22 protein-coding genes are annotated in these 19141 nt (G+C 57.8%); 16 read left to right on the top strand and 6 right to left on the bottom strand.

From position 1 onward, the window contains the following. Positions 1-171: 171 nt before the first annotated feature. From ACAM27_RS07515 to ACAM27_RS07445, 15 genes are all read left to right on the top strand, one after another. Positions 172-2973 (top strand): monovalent cation/H+ antiporter subunit A, encoded by a 2802-nt coding sequence (locus ACAM27_RS07515; RefSeq protein WP_011786293.1) that lies wholly within the window; start codon positions 172-174, stop codon positions 2971-2973. Continuing rightward, positions 2973-3344, top strand: coding sequence for a Na+/H+ antiporter subunit C (locus ACAM27_RS07510; RefSeq protein ID WP_011786294.1), 372 nt, complete (start codon positions 2973-2975; stop codon positions 3342-3344). The genes ACAM27_RS07515 and ACAM27_RS07510 overlap by 1 nt, the downstream gene beginning before the upstream one ends. Further along, a complete protein-coding gene (locus ACAM27_RS07505) occupies positions 3341-4858 on the top strand; it encodes a monovalent cation/H+ antiporter subunit D (protein WP_369612795.1) in 1518 nt (505 codons plus the stop codon). The genes ACAM27_RS07510 and ACAM27_RS07505 overlap by 4 nt, the downstream gene beginning before the upstream one ends. Further along, entirely contained in the window at positions 4858-5346 is a 489-nt protein-coding gene (locus ACAM27_RS07500) for a Na+/H+ antiporter subunit E (RefSeq protein ID WP_011786296.1), read from the top strand. Before ACAM27_RS07505 ends, ACAM27_RS07500 begins: the two co-directional genes overlap by 1 nt. Beyond that, positions 5343-5612 (top strand): K+/H+ antiporter subunit F, encoded by a 270-nt coding sequence (locus ACAM27_RS07495; protein ID WP_011786297.1) that lies wholly within the window; start codon positions 5343-5345, stop codon positions 5610-5612. Before ACAM27_RS07500 ends, ACAM27_RS07495 begins: the two co-directional genes overlap by 4 nt. Before the next feature lie 15 nt (positions 5613-5627). Next, the gene (locus ACAM27_RS07490; RefSeq protein WP_011786298.1) at positions 5628-5960 is read left to right on the top strand and encodes a Na+/H+ antiporter subunit G; all 333 of its coding nucleotides are present in this window, start codon (positions 5628-5630) and stop codon (positions 5958-5960) included. A 121-nt stretch (positions 5961-6081) separates the two neighbouring features. Next, entirely contained in the window at positions 6082-8391 is a 2310-nt protein-coding gene (locus tag ACAM27_RS07485) for a putative monovalent cation/H+ antiporter subunit A (protein WP_369612794.1), read from the top strand. After that, positions 8388-8813, top strand: coding sequence for a Na+/H+ antiporter subunit B (locus ACAM27_RS07480; protein WP_011786300.1), 426 nt, complete (start codon positions 8388-8390; stop codon positions 8811-8813). Before ACAM27_RS07485 ends, ACAM27_RS07480 begins: the two co-directional genes overlap by 4 nt. A 34-nt stretch (positions 8814-8847) precedes the next feature. Then, entirely contained in the window at positions 8848-9195 is a 348-nt protein-coding gene (locus ACAM27_RS07475; protein WP_014422217.1) for a Na+/H+ antiporter subunit C, read from the top strand. Next, positions 9192-10706 carry a Na+/H+ antiporter subunit D gene (locus ACAM27_RS07470; protein ID WP_011786302.1) on the top strand — a complete coding sequence of 505 codons (1515 nt, stop codon included), beginning with the start codon at positions 9192-9194 and terminating at the stop codon, positions 10704-10706. Before ACAM27_RS07475 ends, ACAM27_RS07470 begins: the two co-directional genes overlap by 4 nt. Beyond that, positions 10703-11176 (top strand): Na+/H+ antiporter subunit E, encoded by a 474-nt coding sequence (locus ACAM27_RS07465; protein ID WP_014422219.1) that lies wholly within the window; start codon positions 10703-10705, stop codon positions 11174-11176. Before ACAM27_RS07470 ends, ACAM27_RS07465 begins: the two co-directional genes overlap by 4 nt. Before the next feature lie 10 nt (positions 11177-11186). Beyond that, positions 11187-11459, top strand: a complete 273-nt coding sequence (locus ACAM27_RS07460) for a monovalent cation/H+ antiporter complex subunit F (RefSeq protein ID WP_011786304.1) — start codon at positions 11187-11189, stop codon at positions 11457-11459. Continuing rightward, positions 11452-11862, top strand: coding sequence for a monovalent cation/H(+) antiporter subunit G (gene mnhG / locus ACAM27_RS07455; protein WP_011786305.1), 411 nt, complete (start codon positions 11452-11454; stop codon positions 11860-11862). Before ACAM27_RS07460 ends, mnhG begins: the two co-directional genes overlap by 8 nt. Positions 11863-11928: 66 nt before the next feature. After that, on the top strand, positions 11929-12210 hold the full coding sequence (locus ACAM27_RS07450) for a pyrimidine/purine nucleoside phosphorylase (RefSeq protein WP_011786306.1): 282 nt from the start codon (positions 11929-11931) through the stop codon (positions 12208-12210). Between the two features lie 63 nt (positions 12211-12273). Continuing rightward, positions 12274-13920, top strand: a complete 1647-nt coding sequence (locus tag ACAM27_RS07445; protein ID WP_113879969.1) for a fatty acid--CoA ligase — start codon at positions 12274-12276, stop codon at positions 13918-13920. 82 nt (positions 13921-14002) lie between these two features. On the opposite strand, the gene ACAM27_RS07440 is transcribed toward ACAM27_RS07445, so the two are convergent. The 4 genes from ACAM27_RS07440 to ACAM27_RS07425 all read right to left on the bottom strand — a co-directional run bounded on the left by ACAM27_RS07440 (position 14003) and on the right by ACAM27_RS07425 (position 16883). Next, the gene (locus ACAM27_RS07440) at positions 14003-15256 is read right to left on the bottom strand and encodes a D-amino acid dehydrogenase (protein ID WP_023009140.1); all 1254 of its coding nucleotides are present in this window, start codon (positions 15254-15256) and stop codon (positions 14003-14005) included. Positions 15257-15298: 42 nt separating this feature from the next. Then, the gene (locus tag ACAM27_RS07435) at positions 15299-15658 is read right to left on the bottom strand and encodes a translation initiation factor Sui1 (protein ID WP_011786309.1); all 360 of its coding nucleotides are present in this window, start codon (positions 15656-15658) and stop codon (positions 15299-15301) included. Between the two features lie 20 nt (positions 15659-15678). Continuing rightward, positions 15679-16206, bottom strand: a complete 528-nt coding sequence (locus ACAM27_RS07430; protein ID WP_369612793.1) for a DUF4136 domain-containing protein — start codon at positions 16204-16206, stop codon at positions 15679-15681. A gap of 71 nt (positions 16207-16277) precedes the next feature. After that, on the bottom strand, positions 16278-16883 hold the full coding sequence (locus ACAM27_RS07425; protein ID WP_022991475.1) for a YigZ family protein: 606 nt from the start codon (positions 16881-16883) through the stop codon (positions 16278-16280). Positions 16884-16893: 10 nt separating this feature from the next. Here ACAM27_RS07425 and ACAM27_RS07420 point away from each other — a divergent pair, with 10 nt between their 5' ends. After that, positions 16894-17100, top strand: coding sequence for a hypothetical protein (locus ACAM27_RS07420; protein ID WP_224849769.1), 207 nt, complete (start codon positions 16894-16896; stop codon positions 17098-17100). Here the strand turns inward: ACAM27_RS07420 and ACAM27_RS07415 are convergent. Further along, a complete protein-coding gene (locus ACAM27_RS07415) occupies positions 17077-18396 on the bottom strand; it encodes a sensor histidine kinase (protein WP_369612792.1) in 1320 nt (439 codons plus the stop codon). The genes ACAM27_RS07420 and ACAM27_RS07415 overlap by 24 nt on opposite strands. Then, on the bottom strand, positions 18390-19079 hold the full coding sequence (locus tag ACAM27_RS07410) for a response regulator transcription factor (RefSeq protein WP_022991478.1): 690 nt from the start codon (positions 19077-19079) through the stop codon (positions 18390-18392). Before ACAM27_RS07410 ends, ACAM27_RS07415 begins: the two co-directional genes overlap by 7 nt. Positions 19080-19141: the final 62 nt, after the last annotated feature.

Below are 19141 nucleotides of genomic sequence, written 5' to 3'. Positions count from 1 at the left end.
CATCGGGGACGCCTTCCGTATTTCCCGGACCCGCCTGTTTCCTGCTGAATCCACCCTGAACCATGCCGACCCGATCCCGATGCTCATCGTGCACGGTGGCTGGTCGGAGACTAGACTCAGGCAAACACGCCTTTGGTACTCATGTAAAAGAACACCGATAACGAGGTTGCGATGTCGCTACCGCTGGTTGTATTTCTGCCATTTCTGGGGGCTATAGCTGCCCCGCTGTTTGCCCTTGGGGGGCGGACAGCGATTGCGATTGCCTCTTCTGTTCCGGCGCTTATTGCCCTGGCTGCCCTGTTCCCGCACTGGGAAACACTGGCCAACGGTGGCACCGTCCTGCAATCCTGGGAGTGGTTACCGGCGATCGGCATTTCCTTCAGCTTCCGCCTCGATGGACTGTCTCTGCTGTTCGCACTGCTGATTCTGATTATTGGCGTGTTGATCATTCTCTATGCCCGCTATTACCTGAAGCCGGCCGAGAATATCGGGAAGTTTTACGCGCTGCTGCTCTGTTTCAAAGGCTCCATGCTAGGCATCGTACTCTCCAGCAATCTCTTGCTGATGATGATTTTCTGGGAACTGACCAGTCTCACCTCGTTCCTGCTCATCAGTTTCTGGAACCACAAACAGGACGCCCGTCGCGGCGCCCGCATGGCGCTGGCGGTGACCGGTGGCGGTGGGCTGGCGTTGCTCGCGGGCATTCTGATCATCGGCAACATTGTCGGCAGTTTTGAACTGGACGATGTGCTGGCCGCCGGCGATGTTATCAAAGCCCACGCCATGTACCCCGTCGCCCTGACGCTGGTACTGCTGGGCGCGTTTACCAAGTCTGCCCAGTTCCCGTTCCATTTCTGGCTGCCCCATGCCATGCAGGCGCCCACGCCGGTTTCGGCCTACCTGCACTCTGCCACCATGGTCAAGGCCGGCATTTTCCTGATGGCGCGTTTGTACCCGGCATTGGCTGGTACGGAACAATGGTTCTACATGGTCAGTTTTACCGGCATGGCAACTTTGCTGATTGGCGCCTACGTGGCCATGTTCAAGCACGACCTGAAAGGGCTGCTGGCGCACTCCACCGTCAGCCACCTGGGCCTGATCACGCTGTTGTTCGGTATGGGTACCGAGCTGGCGGCGGTGGCAGCGGTATTCCACGTCATCAACCATGCCACCTTCAAGGCCTCACTGTTCATGGCCGCCGGTATTATCGACCACGAAACCGGTACCCGGGACATGCGCCGGATTAACGGCCTGTGGCGATACATGCCCCATACGGCCACTCTGGCCATGGTGGCCGCGTCATCCATGGCCGGGGTTCCGCTGCTGAACGGCTTCCTGAGCAAGGAAATGTTCTTTGCCGAGTCCCTGCAACTGAATCTGCCCGGCATCTGGGCCTGGCTGCCGCCGATCGTCGCCACGCTGGCCGGTATTTTTGCGGTCGCCTATTCCGCACGTTTTATTCACGACGTGTTCTTTAACGGCAAGCCCGTCAATCTGCCCATCTACCCGCCCCACGAACCGCCCCGGTACATGAAAATCCCGGTGGAGATCCTGGTCTTCGCCTGCATCATGGTAGGCATGTTCCCGGCAGTATCGGTCGGGCCTCTGCTCTACGCTGCCGCCCACGCCACACTTGGCGGCGAGGTGCCGGATTATCAACTGGCGGTTATCCATGGCTTTAACCTGCCACTGATCATGAGTTTTGCGGCTTTCTTTGGCGGTTTAATCATGTATAGCCAGCGCCAGAAATTCTTTGATTTCCACGCGCGCTTCAAGGAAATCGACGAGAAGGCCGTATTCGAAGCGATCGTACTGCGGATCGTCGACCTGGCGAACGGCTTTACGGCAAGAATCGAGAACGGCTCTCTGCAAAGATACGGCATGCTGCTTGTGGTCAGCGTGCTGGCAGTCGCTGCCATGCCACTGCTGGATCTGGGCATCTTCATTGGTGAGACCGGGCTGAGCCCTGTGGACTGGCCCACGGCCATTGCCGCAGGCGTGCTGATCATTTGTGCCCTGTTGACGGCTGCCGTGCACCGGCAGCGATTTTACGCGCTGGTTGTGCTGAGCGTGGTCGGCCTGATCGTTGCACTGGCGTTTGCCCGCTTTTCGGCGCCCGACCTGGCCATGACCCAGTTGTCGGTGGAAGTGGTGACCATTGTTCTGCTCATGCTGGCGCTCTACTACATGCCTGGCTGGACACCCGTGGAAACACCGCTGAAACGTCGCTTCCGGGACATCGCCATCGCGGGTATTGCCGGTATTGGTATGACTCTGGTTACCCTGGCCATGCTGACGCAACCGTTCAGTTCGATTTCCGATTTCTTCCTTGAGAACAGCAAACCGGGCGGTGGCGGCACCAACGTGGTCAACGTCATCCTGGTGGACTTCCGGGGCTTTGATACCCTGGGCGAAATCACCGTTCTGGCGATTGCTGCCCTGGGCATTTACGCGCTGCTGAAAAACACGCCGCTGACGCCACCACCCAGTGATGGCGAAGGCCATGCCTGGTCACGGGATGCCTACCCGTTAATGCTGCGCTTGATTGCCCGGCCACTGTTGCCGCTGTCCCTGATGGTGTCGGCATTCATCTTCCTGCGTGGCCACAACCTGCCCGGCGGCGGATTTATCGCGGGTCTGATCACCTCGATAGCCCTGATCCTCCAGTACATTGCCAGTGGCCTGAACTGGACCCAGGACCGGATTCCGTTCAAATATCACAACGTCATTGGCCTGGGCCTGTTGTTCGCAACCATTGCCGGCGCGGCCAGCCTGGCCTTCGGCTATCCGTTCCTGACCTCAACATTCGGCTATATCACCTGGCCGGTAGTCGGCAAGTTCGAGGTAGCGTCAGCACTGGTCTTCGACCTGGGTGTTTATCTCACGGTAATCGGGGCCACCCTGTTGGCGCTGGTGACCATTGGCCGCATATCGCCGCATTCGGCCATCAAGAGTAAGAGGGAGGGCGCGTAATGGAACTTGTCTATGCATTGGTGATTGGTGCCCTGACCGCCTCCGGCGTTTATCTGCTGCTGCGGGCGCGCACGTTCCCCGTGGTGGTTGGCCTGACACTCCTGTCTTACGGGGTAAACCTTTTCCTGTTCTCCACTGGCCGGCTGGCTACCGGCAAGCAACCGATTATCGGCACTGCGGAAAGCTATGCCGACCCACTGCCGCAGGCGCTGGTTTTAACGGCCATCGTGATTGGCTTCGCCATGACGGCCTTTGTGGTGGTGATGTCGCTACGAAACCTTGCGGATAACGAAGATGACCATGTTGATGGCAAACAACCCTATAAATCGCCAGCACCGGAGCAGGAAGACGAGGAGGTAACCGGTAAATGAACCATTGGCTTACCGCTCCGATTCTGATTCCTCTGCTTGGCGGCATTCTGCAGGCACTGATGGGCTATGCCCCCATCACGCTGCGTCGAACCCTGGCACTGGCAACCACCGTGCTGATCCTGGTCTCGGCCATAGTCCTTCTGGTGCTGGCAAACGACGGCAGTTACCGCATTTATGCTTTTGGCAACTGGCAGCCGCCGTTCGGGATTGTCCTGGTTCTGGACCGGCTGGCCGCGCTGATGCTGGTCATGACCTCTGTTCTGGCCCTGTTCTGTCACCTGTATGCCATCGGCGGCGCCGATGAGGGTAACCGACAGTTCCACGCCCTGTTCCTGTTCCAGTTGATGGGCCTCAACATCGCCTTCCTGACCGGTGACCTGTTCAACCTTTTCGTTGCCTTCGAGGTGCTTCTGATCGCCTCCTACGGCTTGCTGATGCATGGTGGAGGCACCATAAGGACTGTACCTGGCCTCCACTACGTGGTTCTCAACCTGATCGGCTCGGCGATATTCCTGATCAGTGTGGGCATGATCTACAGCGTCACCGGCACCCTGAATATGGCAGACCTTGCGGTCAAGGTTCCCCAGGTAACCGGTGAAAGCCTGAATATCGTCAAGACCGGCGGCATGATGCTGCTGGTAGTCTTTGGCCTGAAGGCCGCCATTCTGCCGCTGTGTTTCTGGCTGCCCCGTGCCTACTCCAAAGCCACGGCGCCCGTTGCGGCTCTGTTTGCGGTCATGACCAAGGTGGGCATCTACGCCATCCTGCGGGTATACCCGCTGGTGTTTGGCGACGAAGCCGGTGAGCTTGCCAATCTCGGCATGGATTGGCTGTTCCCGATCGCTCTGGCCACCCTGGCCATGGGCGTCATAGGCGCTCTGGGCTCTGGTAGCCTGAAGACGCTTGTGGCCTGGCAGGTGATCATATCCGTGGGCACCCTGCTGGCTCCCATCTCTCTGGGCTCCGAAGCCGGCCTGTCTGCCGCCTTGTTCTATATGCTCAGCACGACCTGGACCGTCGGCGGCCTGTTCCTTGTATCGGAACTGATAGCCAACCAGCGCGGCAGCGCGAACGATCGCATCATCACCGCTCCCAGGATGCATAACCGCACCTTCCTGAGCGTGCTTTTTCTGATCGGTGCCGTTGCCGCCGCCGGGTTGCCTCCGCTCAGCGGCTTCATTGGCAAGCTGCTGATTCTACAGTCCGTTGAGCCCGGTTTCGAAATGGCCTGGCTCTGGTCAGTGCTGCTGGTTGGCAGCTTCCTCACAATCATTGCCTACAGTCGGGCCGGCAGTATTGTTTTCTGGCGAACCGTCGACGGTCACCTGGAAAAGCCGGACCCATTGAATGGTCGGATTTCTGTAGCAGCAGGCGCGCTCACCGCACTGGCGATCGTCCTGGTCGTGTTTGCCGGTCCAATAACACGCTATACCGATGCAACGGCCGAACAGCTACACAATAACAATGCCTATATCGAAATCCTGCAGATGCCTATGGTCGGGGAGGATGACTGATGCTTGATCGACTGAGGTTTCCCCACCCCTGGCTGAGCCTGACCCTGTTCGTCATGTGGCAATTTCTGAGTGACGGCATCAGTGGCGGCAGTATTGTTCTTGGACTGATCCTGGCCTGGATAATCCCCCTGATGACCCAGGGTTTCTGGCCTGATCCACCCACCTTGCTCAAGGCCTGGAAGACACCTGCCTACCTGTTGCGGGTTCTGTGGGACATTGTGGTCGCCAGCGTTGATGTGGCAAGGCTGATACTGAGCCCTCGCGCACCACGGCCGATGTTCATCTGCTACACCCTGGAACTAACGGATCCGCTGGCTATCAGCATTCTAGCCAGCACCATTTCCCTGACGCCGGGCACCGTTAGCGCGGATGTGAGCGATGACAACACACTGCTGCTGATTCATGCCCTGGACGCCGAGGACGAGCAGGAAGTCATCGACACTATCCGGAACCGGTACGAAAAGCCTTTGCTGGAGATGTTCCAATGATGCTAACCGCGCTCTACATCACCATTGCCATGGTCACGCTGGCCGCCTTGCTGAACGTGTACCGCCTGATAAAGGGCCCGGATGCGCCGGACCGGATACTGGCGCTGGACACCCTTTACATTAACGCCATCGCATTGATCATTCTGTTGGGCATCACGCTGAAAACACGCATGTACCTTGAGTCTGCGCTGCTGATTGCGGTTATGGGATTTGTTGGAACCGTCGCCATGGCCAAATACCTCAAGCGCGGCAGCGTCATTGAATAACCCGGAGGACACCCTATGAGCACCTTCGCAGAATACGCCATTTCCGCCATGCTGATTATCGGTGGCGTTTTTACCCTGATCGGTGCCATTGGTCTGGCTCGACTGCCGGATTTCTACACCCGACTACACGGCCCAACCAAAGCCACCACGGTTGGCGTTGGCGCCATCGTGATCAGCTCCGTGATTTACTTCAGCACGCTTGGACGAGGCATCGGGATAGAGGAAATCCTGATCACGGCGTTCCTGTTCATGACGGCGCCCATCAGCGCCAACTTCCTGGCAAAAGCCGCGATGCACCTGGAAGTCAGAACCTCCAAGAACACTCGCGGTCAAAGCTGGGATCAGTGAGTCCCTTGCAACCATGGGCTCGGTGAGCCTTTTGTAAAAAAGGATCGTATTTATCAAAGGGCTACCGGCAACCAGAATCTGTAAAAACACTTAAAGTCAGATCTAAAAGGAACCATCTCCCATGATGTTACTGGCTGTGCTATCCGGTTTTTTGCTGGCGGTCGCGGTACCGGCGCTTTATCGTTTGGCAGGCAGTTACATTGGCTGGGTATTGGCTCTGCTCCCCGCTTCCCTCACAGCTTACTTCGCCAGCCTGATTCCCACGATCCGTGGTGGTGAAAGGCTCCTGATTGAAACGCCCTGGATGCCGGGGCTCGGGATAACCCTGGACTTCATGGTCGATGGCCTGTCCCTGGTGTTTGCCCTTTTGATCAGCGGCATCGGCACCTTCATTCTGATCTACGCCGGTTCTTACCTGAAAGGCCACAAAGACCTCGCCCGGTTCTACGTCATCATGCTGTCTTTCATGGCATCCATGCTTGGACTGGTGCTTTCGGACAATCTCATTACCTTTTTTGTGTTCTGGGAACTGACCAGCATCACTTCCTACATGCTGATCGGCTTCAACCATGAAGATGCCGAGGCACGAAAGTGTGCGCTCCAGGGCCTGTTCGTAACCGCCGGTGGCGGGCTCGTGTTGATGGCGGGCCTGATCCTGCTGATTTTTATCACCGGGGATTCCTCCTTCTCGGGCCTTCTGGCGTCAGAACTGTCCATTCATGAGCACCCATATTACACCGCGGCCGCGGTCTGCATACTGATTGGCGCCTTTACCAAATCCGCGCAGACGCCTTTCCATTTCTGGCTGCCAAACGCCATGGCGGCACCCACCCCGGTTTCGGCCTACCTGCATTCTGCGACCATGGTGAAGGCGGGCGTGTATCTGCTGGCCCGCCTGAATCCGTCAATGAGTGGAGACATGTTCTGGAGCGGCTCCCTGTTGGTGTTTGGTGCATTAACCATGCTCACCGGCGCCTATCTTGCCTACAGCAGCACCGGCATCAAGAAGGTTCTGGCTTATTCCACGGTGATGGCGCTGGGCACCCTGACCATGCTGGTGGGTGTGGGTACTGAACTGGCCATCACAGCTTTTATCTGCTTCCTGGTGGCCCACTCCCTGTACAAGGGCGCCTTGTTTATGCTCGCCGGCGCCCTGGACCACGAAACCGGCACCAAAGATATTACCCGGATGGGTGGCCTGAGGCACAGCATGCCCAAAACGGCCGTCATTACCGGGCTTGCCGCCCTATCACTGGCAGGGCTTCCACCACTGTTCGGGTTCGTGGCCAAGGAACTGTTACTGGAGTCGCTGTTGAATGCGCCAATATGGCAAACCGGGCTTCTGGTGGCCGCCGTTCTCTCGGCCATGCTGGTGGTGGCCGTCGCCGGTCTGGTGTTTATCAAGCCCTTTTTCGGGCCGGTTGTTAAAACGCCCAAACTGCCCCACGAGGCTCCGTTTACAATGCTGATCGGCCCCGGCGTGCTGGCACTGCTCGCCCTGGTTTTCGGAATCATGCCATCTCTGCCCGCAAATCTGGTTCTGGACGCCGCTATTTCAGCAGTCTCCGGCTACCCGGTAGAAACCGCCCTCGCCCTCTGGCATGGCATCAACCTTCCCCTGATGCTTTCCGGTCTCAGTCTCCTGGCAGGCTCGTTCCTGGTGGTAGGCTGGCGCCGACTGCAGCCAACCCTGTATGCGCTTAATACCGCCGCCAGCCGAATCGGCCCCGAGGCGGGTTATTTCCGCTTCATGGAAGGGATCAGTCAGGTTGCGGGCTGGCAGACCCGGCTCCTGCAGAACGGCGTTCTCGGAATCTATCTTCTGGTACTGGTTCTTATCACCTTCTCTCTGGCAGGCTATACCCTGCTGACCCGGCATGGTCTCCAGCTGGATTTTGACTTCAGTGACAGTTATTTCTACGAGTGGGGAATCGCGCTGCTGATTGTCGCTGCGACCGTCTTTGCCTGTGTCACCCGGTCCCGGCTTGGCTCGGTTGCTTCGCTGGGGGTACTGGGCTTTGGTGTGGCCCTGACCTTCATTCACTTCAGTGCACCGGATCTGGGCATTACCCAACTACTGGTGGAGACCCTCACCGTCATTCTGCTTGTGCTGGTGCTGTTCCGGCTGCCACCGTTTGCCAAGCTGTCCTCGTCCTGGGAACGTTACCGGGACCTGTCTGTCGCAGTGTTTGCGGGCGTGGTGATGACGCTCATCATTCTTGCTGTTCTGGATATCCAGTACTTTGACAGCATTTCCAGCTACTACGTTGAAAACAGCTATGGTCTGGCGTTTGGCAAAAATATCGTCAATGTAATTCTGGTGGACTTCCGGCAACTGGATACTCTGGGGGAAATATTTGTACTGGGTCTTGCCGCAATTGGCGTTTACTCCATGATCAAGCTCAGGGCGGAGGACCAGTACAAGCCATGAAATCCAACACCGTGATTCTCCACACCGCGGCATTGGCGATCATGCCGCTGCAGCTGATGTTTTCGGTGTTCCTGCTTTTGCGCGGGCACGACGAACCCGGCGGCGGTTTCATCGGGGGCCTGGTCGCTGCAAGCGCGTTTGTTCTCTACGCCTTCGCCTTCGGCGCGGAAGCCACCCGCAAACTCCTTCGGGTGCACCCGAAGGATCTCCTGGCAGCCGGCCTGCTGTTCGGGCTGGCATCCACAATTCCGGCCCTGTTGTCTGGTCAGGCCATGCTCACCGCCCACTGGTGGGAGCTTCCGCTGCCGGGTGACAGCTACCTGAAGTTATCGACCGTACTCGTCTTCGACATTGGCGTGTATCTGGCGGTCCTTGGCACACTGATGACATTCGTGATCGGTCTGATGGAGGTTGAGGGATGAGGCGAACACAGTTTTTTGAAGGGGGAGCATCGCTATGGAAAGCCTGATGGCCCTTGTGGTTGGTATCTTGTTCGCGGCCAGTATCTACATGATGCTCAGACGCTCCATCGTGAAAATCGTTATTGGCCTGATCATTCTGAGCAATGCGGCAAACCTGCTGATTTTTGTGGTGTCGGGTCTAACCCGGGGCGCACCTCCGCTGATAGCCGACGGCGCGAAGCAGGTGGCTGGAACGGTGGCAGATCCGTTACCCCAGGCCCTCATCCTTACGGCTATCGTGATCGCGTTCAGCGTTCTGGCCTTTGCGGTGGTTCTGATCCGCCGGGCATACGAAGTTGTGGGCACCGATGATCTGGACAAGATGAAGGATACCGACACTTGAACCTGGAAGTTGTTCTCCCGATTCTGATCCCCCTGACCGCCGGCGCCCTGTCCCTGGCGCTGTGGCGCTCGGTTCAGCTGCAACGCCTGGTTGGCGTGGTAGCCACCGCTCTTTTGCTGGCCGCCAGCATCTGGCTGATGCGCTCAACCATCGACAAAGGCTTTCTGGTGGTTGAAATGGGCAGCTGGCCGGCGCCGTTCAGCATTGTGCTGGTGGCGGACATCCTCAGCGCCATCATGATTGTGTTGACTGGCATTATCGGGCTCGCCATCGCCATCTACTCCCTGGCTTCAACGCCTCCGGGCCACGAAAGGTTCGGCTACTACCCGCTGATGCACCTGTTGCTTGCCGGGGTCGCTGGTGCCTTCCTGACCGGCGATATTTTCAACCTCTTCGTCTGGTTTGAGGTCATGCTGCTGGCCTCCTTTGCCCTGCTCACCCTCGGTGGCGAGCGTGCCCAGATGGAAGGCGCCATCAAATACGTTACCCTGAACCTGTTTTCATCGGCCCTATTCCTGTCAGCCGTCGGCCTGCTGTACGGTATGGTGGGCACCCTCAACATGGCGGATATCGCCCAGAAGGTGAGCCGAGTTGAAGATCCCGGCATGATCACCGTTGTGTCGCTGATGTTCATGGTGTCGTTTGGCATCAAGGCGGCGGCATTCCCACTGTTTTTCTGGCTCCCGGCCTCGTACCACACCCCTCAGGTCGCAGTATCCGCACTGTTTGCGGGATTGCTGACGAAGGTCGGGGTGTATGCGCTCTATCGGGTATTTACACTGATATTCACCCAGGATGTGGAATACACCCACACCATCCTGCTCTGGGCGGCGGCACTGACCATGCTGACCGGTGTACTCGGCGCCGCCGCACAGTTCGAGTTCCGCAGGATTCTGTCCTTCCACATCGTCAGCCAGATCGGCTACATGCTTCTGGGACTAGCCTTGTTTACGCCCCTGGCGCTGATTGGCGGTGTGTTTTACATCATGCATCACATCATCGTTAAAACGAATCTGTTCCTGGTGAGCGGCATCACCTATCGCCTGCTGGGCAGCTATGAGCTGAAAGACCTGGGTGGCGTGTATCGGCAGCGCCCTTACCTGGCGTTACTATTCCTGATTCCGGCCCTGTCGCTGGCAGGTATTCCGCCCTTGTCCGGCTTTTTCGCCAAGTTCGTTGTTGTCCGTGCCACACTGGAATCCAGCGAATATCTTGTCGCAGCGGTCGCCCTGCTGGTGGGCTTGCTGACCCTCTACTCCATGATCAAGATCTGGGCGGAAGTATTCTGGAAGAAAGTCCCCGAGCACGTTACCGACACCAGACGGCTCAATGGTGACATCAAAGACCAACGCAGTTGGGCCTACTACACCCCTGTGGTGGGGCTTGCGGTGTGTACACTGATCATTGGCCTCTATGGTCAGCCCATTTACGTGCTTGCAGAATCCGCCGCCGAGCAACTGATGAACCCGCAGCTTTACATAGAAGCGGTTCTGGGAGGGCAACCTGAATGATCGGCCTGTTCTGGAATTTACTGCTGGCTCTGGCCTGGGTAACCCTCACGGGCAGTATCACGGCCATGAACCTGCTGGCAGGTTTTATCTTTGGCTACGTCGCCCTCATGGTGCTGCAGAAACAGGTGCCGGTGTTGAAAGGGTATTCCCGCCGGATTCCCCGTCTCGCCGCTTTCCTGGTGTATTTCCTGAAAGAACTGGTGAAGTCGAATCTGAGGGTCGCCTATGACATCGCAACGCCTGTCTGGCACATGAAGCCGGGGGTGATCGCGTTTCCGCTCCGGGCTGAGACCGATATGGAAATTCTCTTTGTCAGCAGTGTTATCTCTCTCACACCCGGGACCCTGAGCCTGGACGTTTCTGATGATCGAAAGGTGCTGTTTATCCATGCCATGTTTCTTCACGACGAAGAGCAACTCAGAAACGACCTTAGAGAACTCGAACGCCGAATCCTGAAGGTGACACGCTAGGAGGCCAGTCATGCTGAATGTGGTGATCAATATTGTCTATCTCATGCTGTCACTGGCCTTGCTCTTCGCCTTCATTCGGCTCACCCGGGGGCCATCCCTGCCGGACCGGGTGGTCGCACTGGAGCTGATCGCCTCCATCGTGGTCGGCTATGTGGGAGTGCACGCGATTGACACCGGCGTGGCCAGTTTTCTGGATGTTGCCATCGTTATCGCTCTGACTGCCTTTCTGGCAGCCATCGGCTTCGCCAGATTCGTCGAGCGGGGAGGCGTAAAGAATGATTGAAATACTGGTATCGGTCCTGCTCCTGGTGGGCGCTGCTTTCATGGTACTGGCCGCCATCGGCGTTCTGAGGTTGCCCGATCTCCCCACCCGTATGCACGCCACGACCAAAGCCGGTGCCCTCGGGGCCATGATGACCATGGGTGGCGTGGCGTTCTATTTCGGGGATAGCACCGTGGCCGCTCGCGCCGTTGCCATTGTTATCTTCATTCTTTTGACCGCTCCCATTGCCGCCCATGTCATAGGCCGAGCCGGTTATTTCACCGGCACCAAACTATGGGCAGGCACTATCAAGGATGAACTGCAGGAACGATACGACCCGGAGACCCATAAGCTCAGTAGCGGTCTAGAGGAGCTAGAGCCAGAGATGCCAACCCACACTGAAAAAGGCACCTCAAACCAATAGTTTGTGATTGGCAGCACAGGAATTTCCAGTATAGTAGGCTGCAAACCATTTCAAGGAATACCAGACATGCTGACAGTCAATGAATACTTCGATGGCAAGGTAAAATCAGTGGCTTTCCAGTCCAGCACACTGCCTGCCACAATCGGTGTTATCAGTGCCGGGGAATACGAATTCGGCACCTCAGAAAAAGAAACCATGACGGTCGTCAGCGGTGAACTGACCGTGCTGCTGCCAGGCCAGCAAGACTGGCAAACCTTCGGCGCCGGCGAGAGCTTTGAGGTAGCGGGGCAAGCAAGCTTCAAAGCAAAAACGGATGCCGATACTGCTTATCTCTGTACCTACGGATAAGCCCCACTCAGCCCGTCTTTCTTACCGTGACAACAAACATAAGCAGAGAAAGAGGACAACAACATGGCTCAACCCCGAATTCTCAAACCGGCTGACAATGCCCACCAGTACCAGCTCCTGATCAAGCGGTTACTGATGTCCGGCCCCCGCTACAACCCGGACCAGGAAATCGTTTACGCCGATCGCAGCAAGTACACCTACAAGGATCTTGTCGAACGCATCCATCGACTTGCCAATGCCCTGACAGACGCCGGTATCAAACCCGGCGATACCGTGGCTGTGATGGATTGGGATACCCCACGGTACCTTGAGTGTTTCTTTGCGATTCCGATGATTGGCGCCATACTGCACACGGTCAACGTGCGCCTGTCGCCGGAGCAGATCGTTTACACCATGAACCACGCCGAAGACGACGCGGTACTGGTGCACGATGACTTCCTGCCCATCATCGAGGGCGTGAAAGACGAGATCAAAACCGTCAAAACCTGGATTCAGGTAACCGACAGCGACAAGCCGGGCAACGCCTCTTTCGACACCCACGGCGAGTACGAAGCCCTGCTCGCGGGGGCCAGCAACCACTTCGACTTCCCCGATTTCGACGAGAACAGCGTCGCCACCACTTTCTACACCACCGGCACCACCGGTAACCCGAAAGGCGTGTATTTCAGCCACCGCCAGCTGGTACTGCATACGCTTTCCATGGCCGGCAGCATCTCCCATTTCGACGAAATGCCGCTGTTGCGTTCATCCTCGGTGTATATGCCGGTTACGCCCATGTTCCACGTTCACGCCTGGGGCGTGCCTTACGCGGCCACCATGATGGGAATAAAGCAGGTCTATCCCGGTCGCTATGAACCCGAGTTGCTGGTGGATCTGCTCAAGGAGCACAAAGTCAGCTTCTCCCACTGCGTGCCCACCATCATGCAGATGATGATGGCCACCGAGTCCATCAAGACCGCCGACCTGAGCAACTGGCATGTGCTCATCGGTGGCAGCGCCCTGACCAAAGGCCTGTGCGATGCGGGGGCGAAACTGGGCATCAAGATGTTCACCGGCTACGGCATGTCGGAAACCTGCCCGCTGCTGAGCACCACGCACCTCTCCCCGGCGGATCTTGAACTGCCCCTGGAGCAGCAAACCGCAATCCGGGTGAAGACCGGTAAAGCCGTGCCCATGGTGGAACTGGAAATTGTCGATCCTGATGGCAAACCGGTACCCCATGATGGCGAAGCCAAAGGTGAAGTGGTCGCCCGGGCCCCCTGGCTGACCCAGAGCTACTTCAAACAGCCGGACAAAGGCGAGGAACTGTGGGAAGGCGGCTGGTTACACACCGGTGATGTCGCCTCCATGGAGCCGGACAACACGCTGACCATCAAAGACCGCATCAAGGATGTGATCAAGACCGGAGGCGAATGGCTGTCGTCGCTCGACCTGGAGAACATGATCAGCCAGCACCCTGCCGTTGCCGGGGCTGCGGTGGTAGGTGTGCCCGATGAGAAATGGGGGGAACGTCCCTACGCCCTGATCACCCTGAAGCCCGGAGAATCCATCTCTGAGCAGGATATCAAGCAGCACCTGCAACAGTTTGTCGACAGTGGCGACATTAATAAATGGGCGATTCCCGAGCAGATGCGTTTTGTGGAAGACATTCCCAAGACCAGCGTCGGCAAGATCAACAAGAAATTGATTCGAGATCAGTTGAAAGACTAATCTTCCGGGGAAGCAAAAACGCCGGCGTCCTGGTAACAGACGCCGGCGTTTTTATTTGTGCACTGCCGGAATCGTCGGCTGCTCAGAGACCGGAGAAGGTGAAGTCCACCTCGGGACTCTTGCCAGCCACAATATCCGCCAGAGCGGCCGCCGAGCCACAGGAGTGGGTCCAGCCCAGGGTACCGTGCCCGGTATTGAGGTACAGATTGCTGAAGTGGCTTTTACCGATGTAGGGCACATTGGATGGCGTTGCGGGCCGCAAACCGGTCCAGAATTCGGCCTGATCCCAATAGCCAGCCTCGGGCATGACTTCCGCAGCCCGACGGACAATCGCCCGACAACGGGTAAAGTTCAGGTCGCGACGGTAACCGTTCAGTTCTGCCGTGCCAGCGACACGCATTCGGTCACCCAGACGCGAGTACACGAGCTTGTATTCATCGTCGGTCAGGCTGACGTTAAAAGCTGCTTCTTCGTTTTTCACCGGCACGGTAATAGAGTAACCCTTGGCCGGATAGATATTCAGGAACATCCCGAGCTGGCGGGCAAGTACCGCACTGAAACTGCCCAGGCTCAACACATAGCTGTCCGCCCGAAGCGTGTGGTGTTTGCCGTCCTTGAGCGCCAGCACTCCCAGGATCCGGTCACCCGCCCGATCAAAACCCAGCACTTCGGTGCCATATTCAAAAGCCACCCCGGCTTCTTTACATTTCTCAGCCAGAGCCTGGGTAAACTTTCGGGCATCGCCGCTTTCGTCATCAGCGGTGTAAGTCGCGCCGGCAATACGATGACGGATCGGTTCAAGGGCTGGCTCCAGCTCAACCGCACGACCAGCATCGATAACCTGACGGTCACAGCCCAGATCACGCATGATGCGGGAAGGTTCCAGGGCCGCATCGAATTCGGCAGGGTTGGTGTAGAAATGCAGAATGCCCTTGGCTAACTGGTCATAATCGAGCTTCAGTTCGTCTCGCAGTGACTGCAGGCATGAACGGCTGTAAGTACCGAGATTGACCATCTGGCGGATATTATGGGCGGCTTTGGCAGAGGTACACTGAGCCAGGAACGACAGCGCCCAGCGCCACTGGTAAAGATCCAGCCGGGGCCGGAACAACAGTGGGGCATCCGGCTGGAAAAGCCATTTTGCGACTTTCAGGGGCGCCGAAGGATTGGCCCACGGCTCGGCATGGGACACCGATACCTGCCCGCCATTGGCGTAGCTGGTTTCCAGTCCTGACTGGTTCTGTCGGTCGACCACGGTTACCTGGTGCCCCTGTTTCTGCAGGTACCACGCGGTGGTGATACCAACGACGCCTGCCCCAAGTACCGCTATGTGCATGCCTGCCTCCCCTGATTGATCAACTGTGGTAGCTTCAGAACGTTAGCCGCCCGCGCGCTTGACGGTCCAGCCTTTCTGCTCCAGTAACGGCACCAGAATATCTCGCTGGTCGCCCTGTATCTCCACCACTCCGTCTTTTACTGTACCACCTGTACCGCATTTGGCCTTTAGCTGTTTGGCGTAGGCTTTCAGTTCTTTGTCGTCGAGCGGAATACCGGTCACCAGGGTCACGCCCTTGCCTTTGCGCCCCTTTGTCTCCCGGCTGACGCGCACAATACCGTCTCCGGCCGGCCTCTGCGCTCCCCGGCAGGTGCAGTCATCCACCGGGTTACGGCACTCCGGGCACATCCGCCCCTGGTCCGTGGAGAACACAAGGCCGCCTTTGCGCTTGTTCATACCCATGGTTACGCCTTTATCTGCAATCAGTTCAGGCCCGGAGGGTATTTGGAAAACATTTCCGAGACAACCTCGTCAATCAATTTCCGACGGGTTTCCGGCGACTGGTTTTCATTGAGATAGCGCCGGCTCGCGGCTTGCCAGACCACTTCCTCGGTGGTCCGATCAACCATTCTCACCACCAGTTTGCCCTCGGTTACCTCTCGCACCGGTGGCGGCGATGAGAGGCCCCAGCCGAAGTTGCCATGGCCGAACCCGAACCCCAGGCCAACGCCTACCTGCTCAAGCCGTTCCTCTGCCACAATCTGCCAGCTGATCAGAAGATCGGCTTCAGTCTCCGTGACTTTTTTCATCGCCTTCCGGTTCAGCTCGCGCTCTACCGCGTCCCGAACCCGGGCGTCATCCAGCGAGGTGAAACCAGTGTCCTGGGCGTTGCTGGCAAAGGCCCAACTGCTGTAATTGCCAAAAACGGTGGCTGGATTGTAGTCGGTCACCACATTGCTGGCACAGCCGGTTATGGCCAACGCCAAAGCAGCGATCATGATAATACGCATAGGCTTAACTCCGTTGTTCCCATATGTCTCCAGTATACGCGTGCCCAGGTCTACCGGCCTGCCTCAGTCAGTCAGGTTTCAAAACGGTAATCCATCTTCTGGGACTCACAAAAAGCGCTGAAGTCCTGTTGCTGAGCCACAGGCAAGGAAACGCTGGCTGTCACCCGCGTAGTATAGGAAATCGCGTCGATACGCCCTTCATGCCCGTCGCACCAGTGCCGCAGCGGTTGCTCATCGGCAAACCCGAACTGCACCGTTGCCTGCACACGTGCCTGCTGCACCACGCGATCAACGGCGGACAAGACACTTTCAGCGGCGCCGGCATAGGCCCGAACCAGGCCACCGGCTCCAAGCTTGATACCACCAAAATAGCGGATAACGATCACCAGTACGTCGCCCATATCCTTGTGCTGAATCACGCCCAGAATGGGTTTGCCGGCGGTTCCGGAAGGCTCACCATCATCATTCATGGCAGCCTCGGCCGCAGAGCCGGGCCGGCCGATCTGATACCCCCAGCAGACATGACGGGCATCGGGGTAGTCGCGGTGGGCCTGGTCAACGTATGTTCGTACGTCGTCCCGGTCACTGACGGGATACACTCGGGCAATAAAACGGCTTTTCTTCACTTCCGTTTCCCGCTCAAGGTATCCTGCAGGAATCGGGTAATCCTTACTCATGGGCGATCCTATGACGACCGAAGATAACGAACAGACCCAACCCGGGACCGCGGCCCCTGCACGGATACGCAAGGCCGCCTGCGGCATCCGGTTTGATGAGGACGAGCTGCAGGAAGGCATTGATTTTTCTGCCGCCAGCAAGCTGAAACCGGGCAGTGACAACGCACCGGATCAAAGCCCGAGCGCCGATTCCTCAGCCTCCGACAAAGACCGGTAGCTCAAGGGTCACTTCCAGGCCACCCTCGTCCCGGTTGCGGGCACTGATGTGCCCGTCGTGGGCCTGAATGATATCACGGGCAATAGCGAGCCCCAGCCCCCAACCTTTGCCACCTCGGGATTTGTCAGCCCGGAAAAACGGCTCAAACAAGTGTTGTAGCAGGTCTTCAGGAGCACCCGGCCCCTCATCAGCGACGATCAAACGGATTCTCTCATTGCCCGTGGACAGAGAGAGCTTCACCGATTTGCCCGGCGGCGTGTGGTCCAGGGCATTTTGCAGCACGTTATCAAACGCACGCTGCAATAAACCACCGTCGCCAAGCACAGACACCGCTTTGCTCTCCTCCGAGGCCACCAGTTTGCACTCCACGCGCTGGTGCTCAGCATAATCGGCGGCATCCTGAAGCACGTGATTGACCAGGACCATCGGCTTGACCGGCTCACGCGCCATATCACCGCCGTTCTCGGACACCCGGTACAGGGTCAGAATCTGGCCGGTCATGGTTTCCAGCCGCTCGTTCTGGCGCAGAATACTGGTCATCAATGCCTCATCGGCGCCGCTGTCCGAAGCCAGTTCAATAGCCACCCGCTGGCGTGCCAGCGGAGTACGAAGATCATGGGAGATATCCCGCAACAGCTGGTTCTGACGATCCAGCAGCTGGCACAGCCGGTCTGTCATACCGTTAAATGCAGTCGCCAACTGGCCCACTTCATCACGGCGCCGGGCAATGCGACCAGCAACCCGCAGCCCAGTATCCCCCCCGGCAATCGCCCGGGCCGTCCCCTCCATGTGTCTCAACGGCCGCGAGACCATTCGCGCAATCCACCAACAGGCCAGGGAGATCAACAGGAACGCCAGCCCCATCTCCACAAACCGGAACATTCTCGGGTCCAGCCAACCATCGCCGCCCATCCGGGGCCAGGCAACTAGCTGATAGCCCTCCTGCAGATCCAGAACAGCTGGCCTGTGGGGGTACCAACCGGACTGGATGCGTTCCCGAATCGCCCGGGGCAGTCGATGCTGGCCCTGTTCCTTTTCGATCAGCATCAGGTGCAAATCCAGGCGTTCACCTTCCGAACGCAAAAAGCGCCAGGCATCCCCCCGACCCCGCTGTTCACGAATGACTAGAGCTTCGCGAGCCAGTTCCTGTAAACCCACCTGGCGTTCAATCGCCTGGCGTTCCCGGTCCAACAGATAACGCGAGGCAAGGTGGCTGGCCACCACGGTTACCGCCATGGCCAGCCAGATGGATAGAAAAATCCGCCAGAACAGAGGAAACATAAAGCGCTTCAACATGTGGGTATCCGGTAGCTGTATCCCAGTCCTCGCACCGTCTCGATGCGGGGTGGGTCATCATTGCCCAGTTTCTTGCGAAGATTGCTGATGTGCATATCCAGAGTGCGGTCGTAGGCCTCAAGGCGGCGCCCCAGCGCCCACTGCATGAGATCGGTCTTGCGGACCACGCTGCCGGCATGGGCCAGCAACACCTGAAGCACTTCATACTCGGTGCCGGTCAGTTCCAGGGGCGCGTCATTCTGGTAGATGCGGCGCTGTCCAGGCTCCACCCGCAAGTCACCATAAGTCCGGCTGGCGTCCACCTCGGTTTTCTGATCCCAGGCGATACGACGAAGCAGGGCCTGAAGCCGCGCCACCAGCTCTCTGGGATTGCAGGGCTTGGGAATGTAATCATCGGCGCCCACTTCAAAGCCGACGATTCGGTCAGTTTCATCGCCACGGGCCGTCAACAGGATCACGGGTAAGTGCGTCTTGCCCCGAAGTTCCCTCAGAACATCCAGACCATTGATATCAGGCAGCATGATATCGAGCACCACAATGTCACAATCCTGGCCCAGAGCGAGAGCCAGTCCATCACGACCATTGGCGGCCTCACGCACACTGAAGCCCTGGCTGGCCAGGTAACGGGCTAACAGCTCCCGTAACTCATCGTCATCTTCAATCAACAGTACCCGGTTCTGCATAGTCTTCTCTCTGGGATGTGCCGGTCACAGTCTAGCATGGCCATCCTGCAGCGCTGCGGGCG

Source organism: Marinobacter sp. RI1 (assembly GCF_041155085.1).
Classification (GTDB): Bacteria; Pseudomonadota; Gammaproteobacteria; order Pseudomonadales; family Oleiphilaceae; genus Marinobacter; species Marinobacter nauticus.
This window is presented reverse-complemented; position numbering and strand designations above follow the sequence as displayed.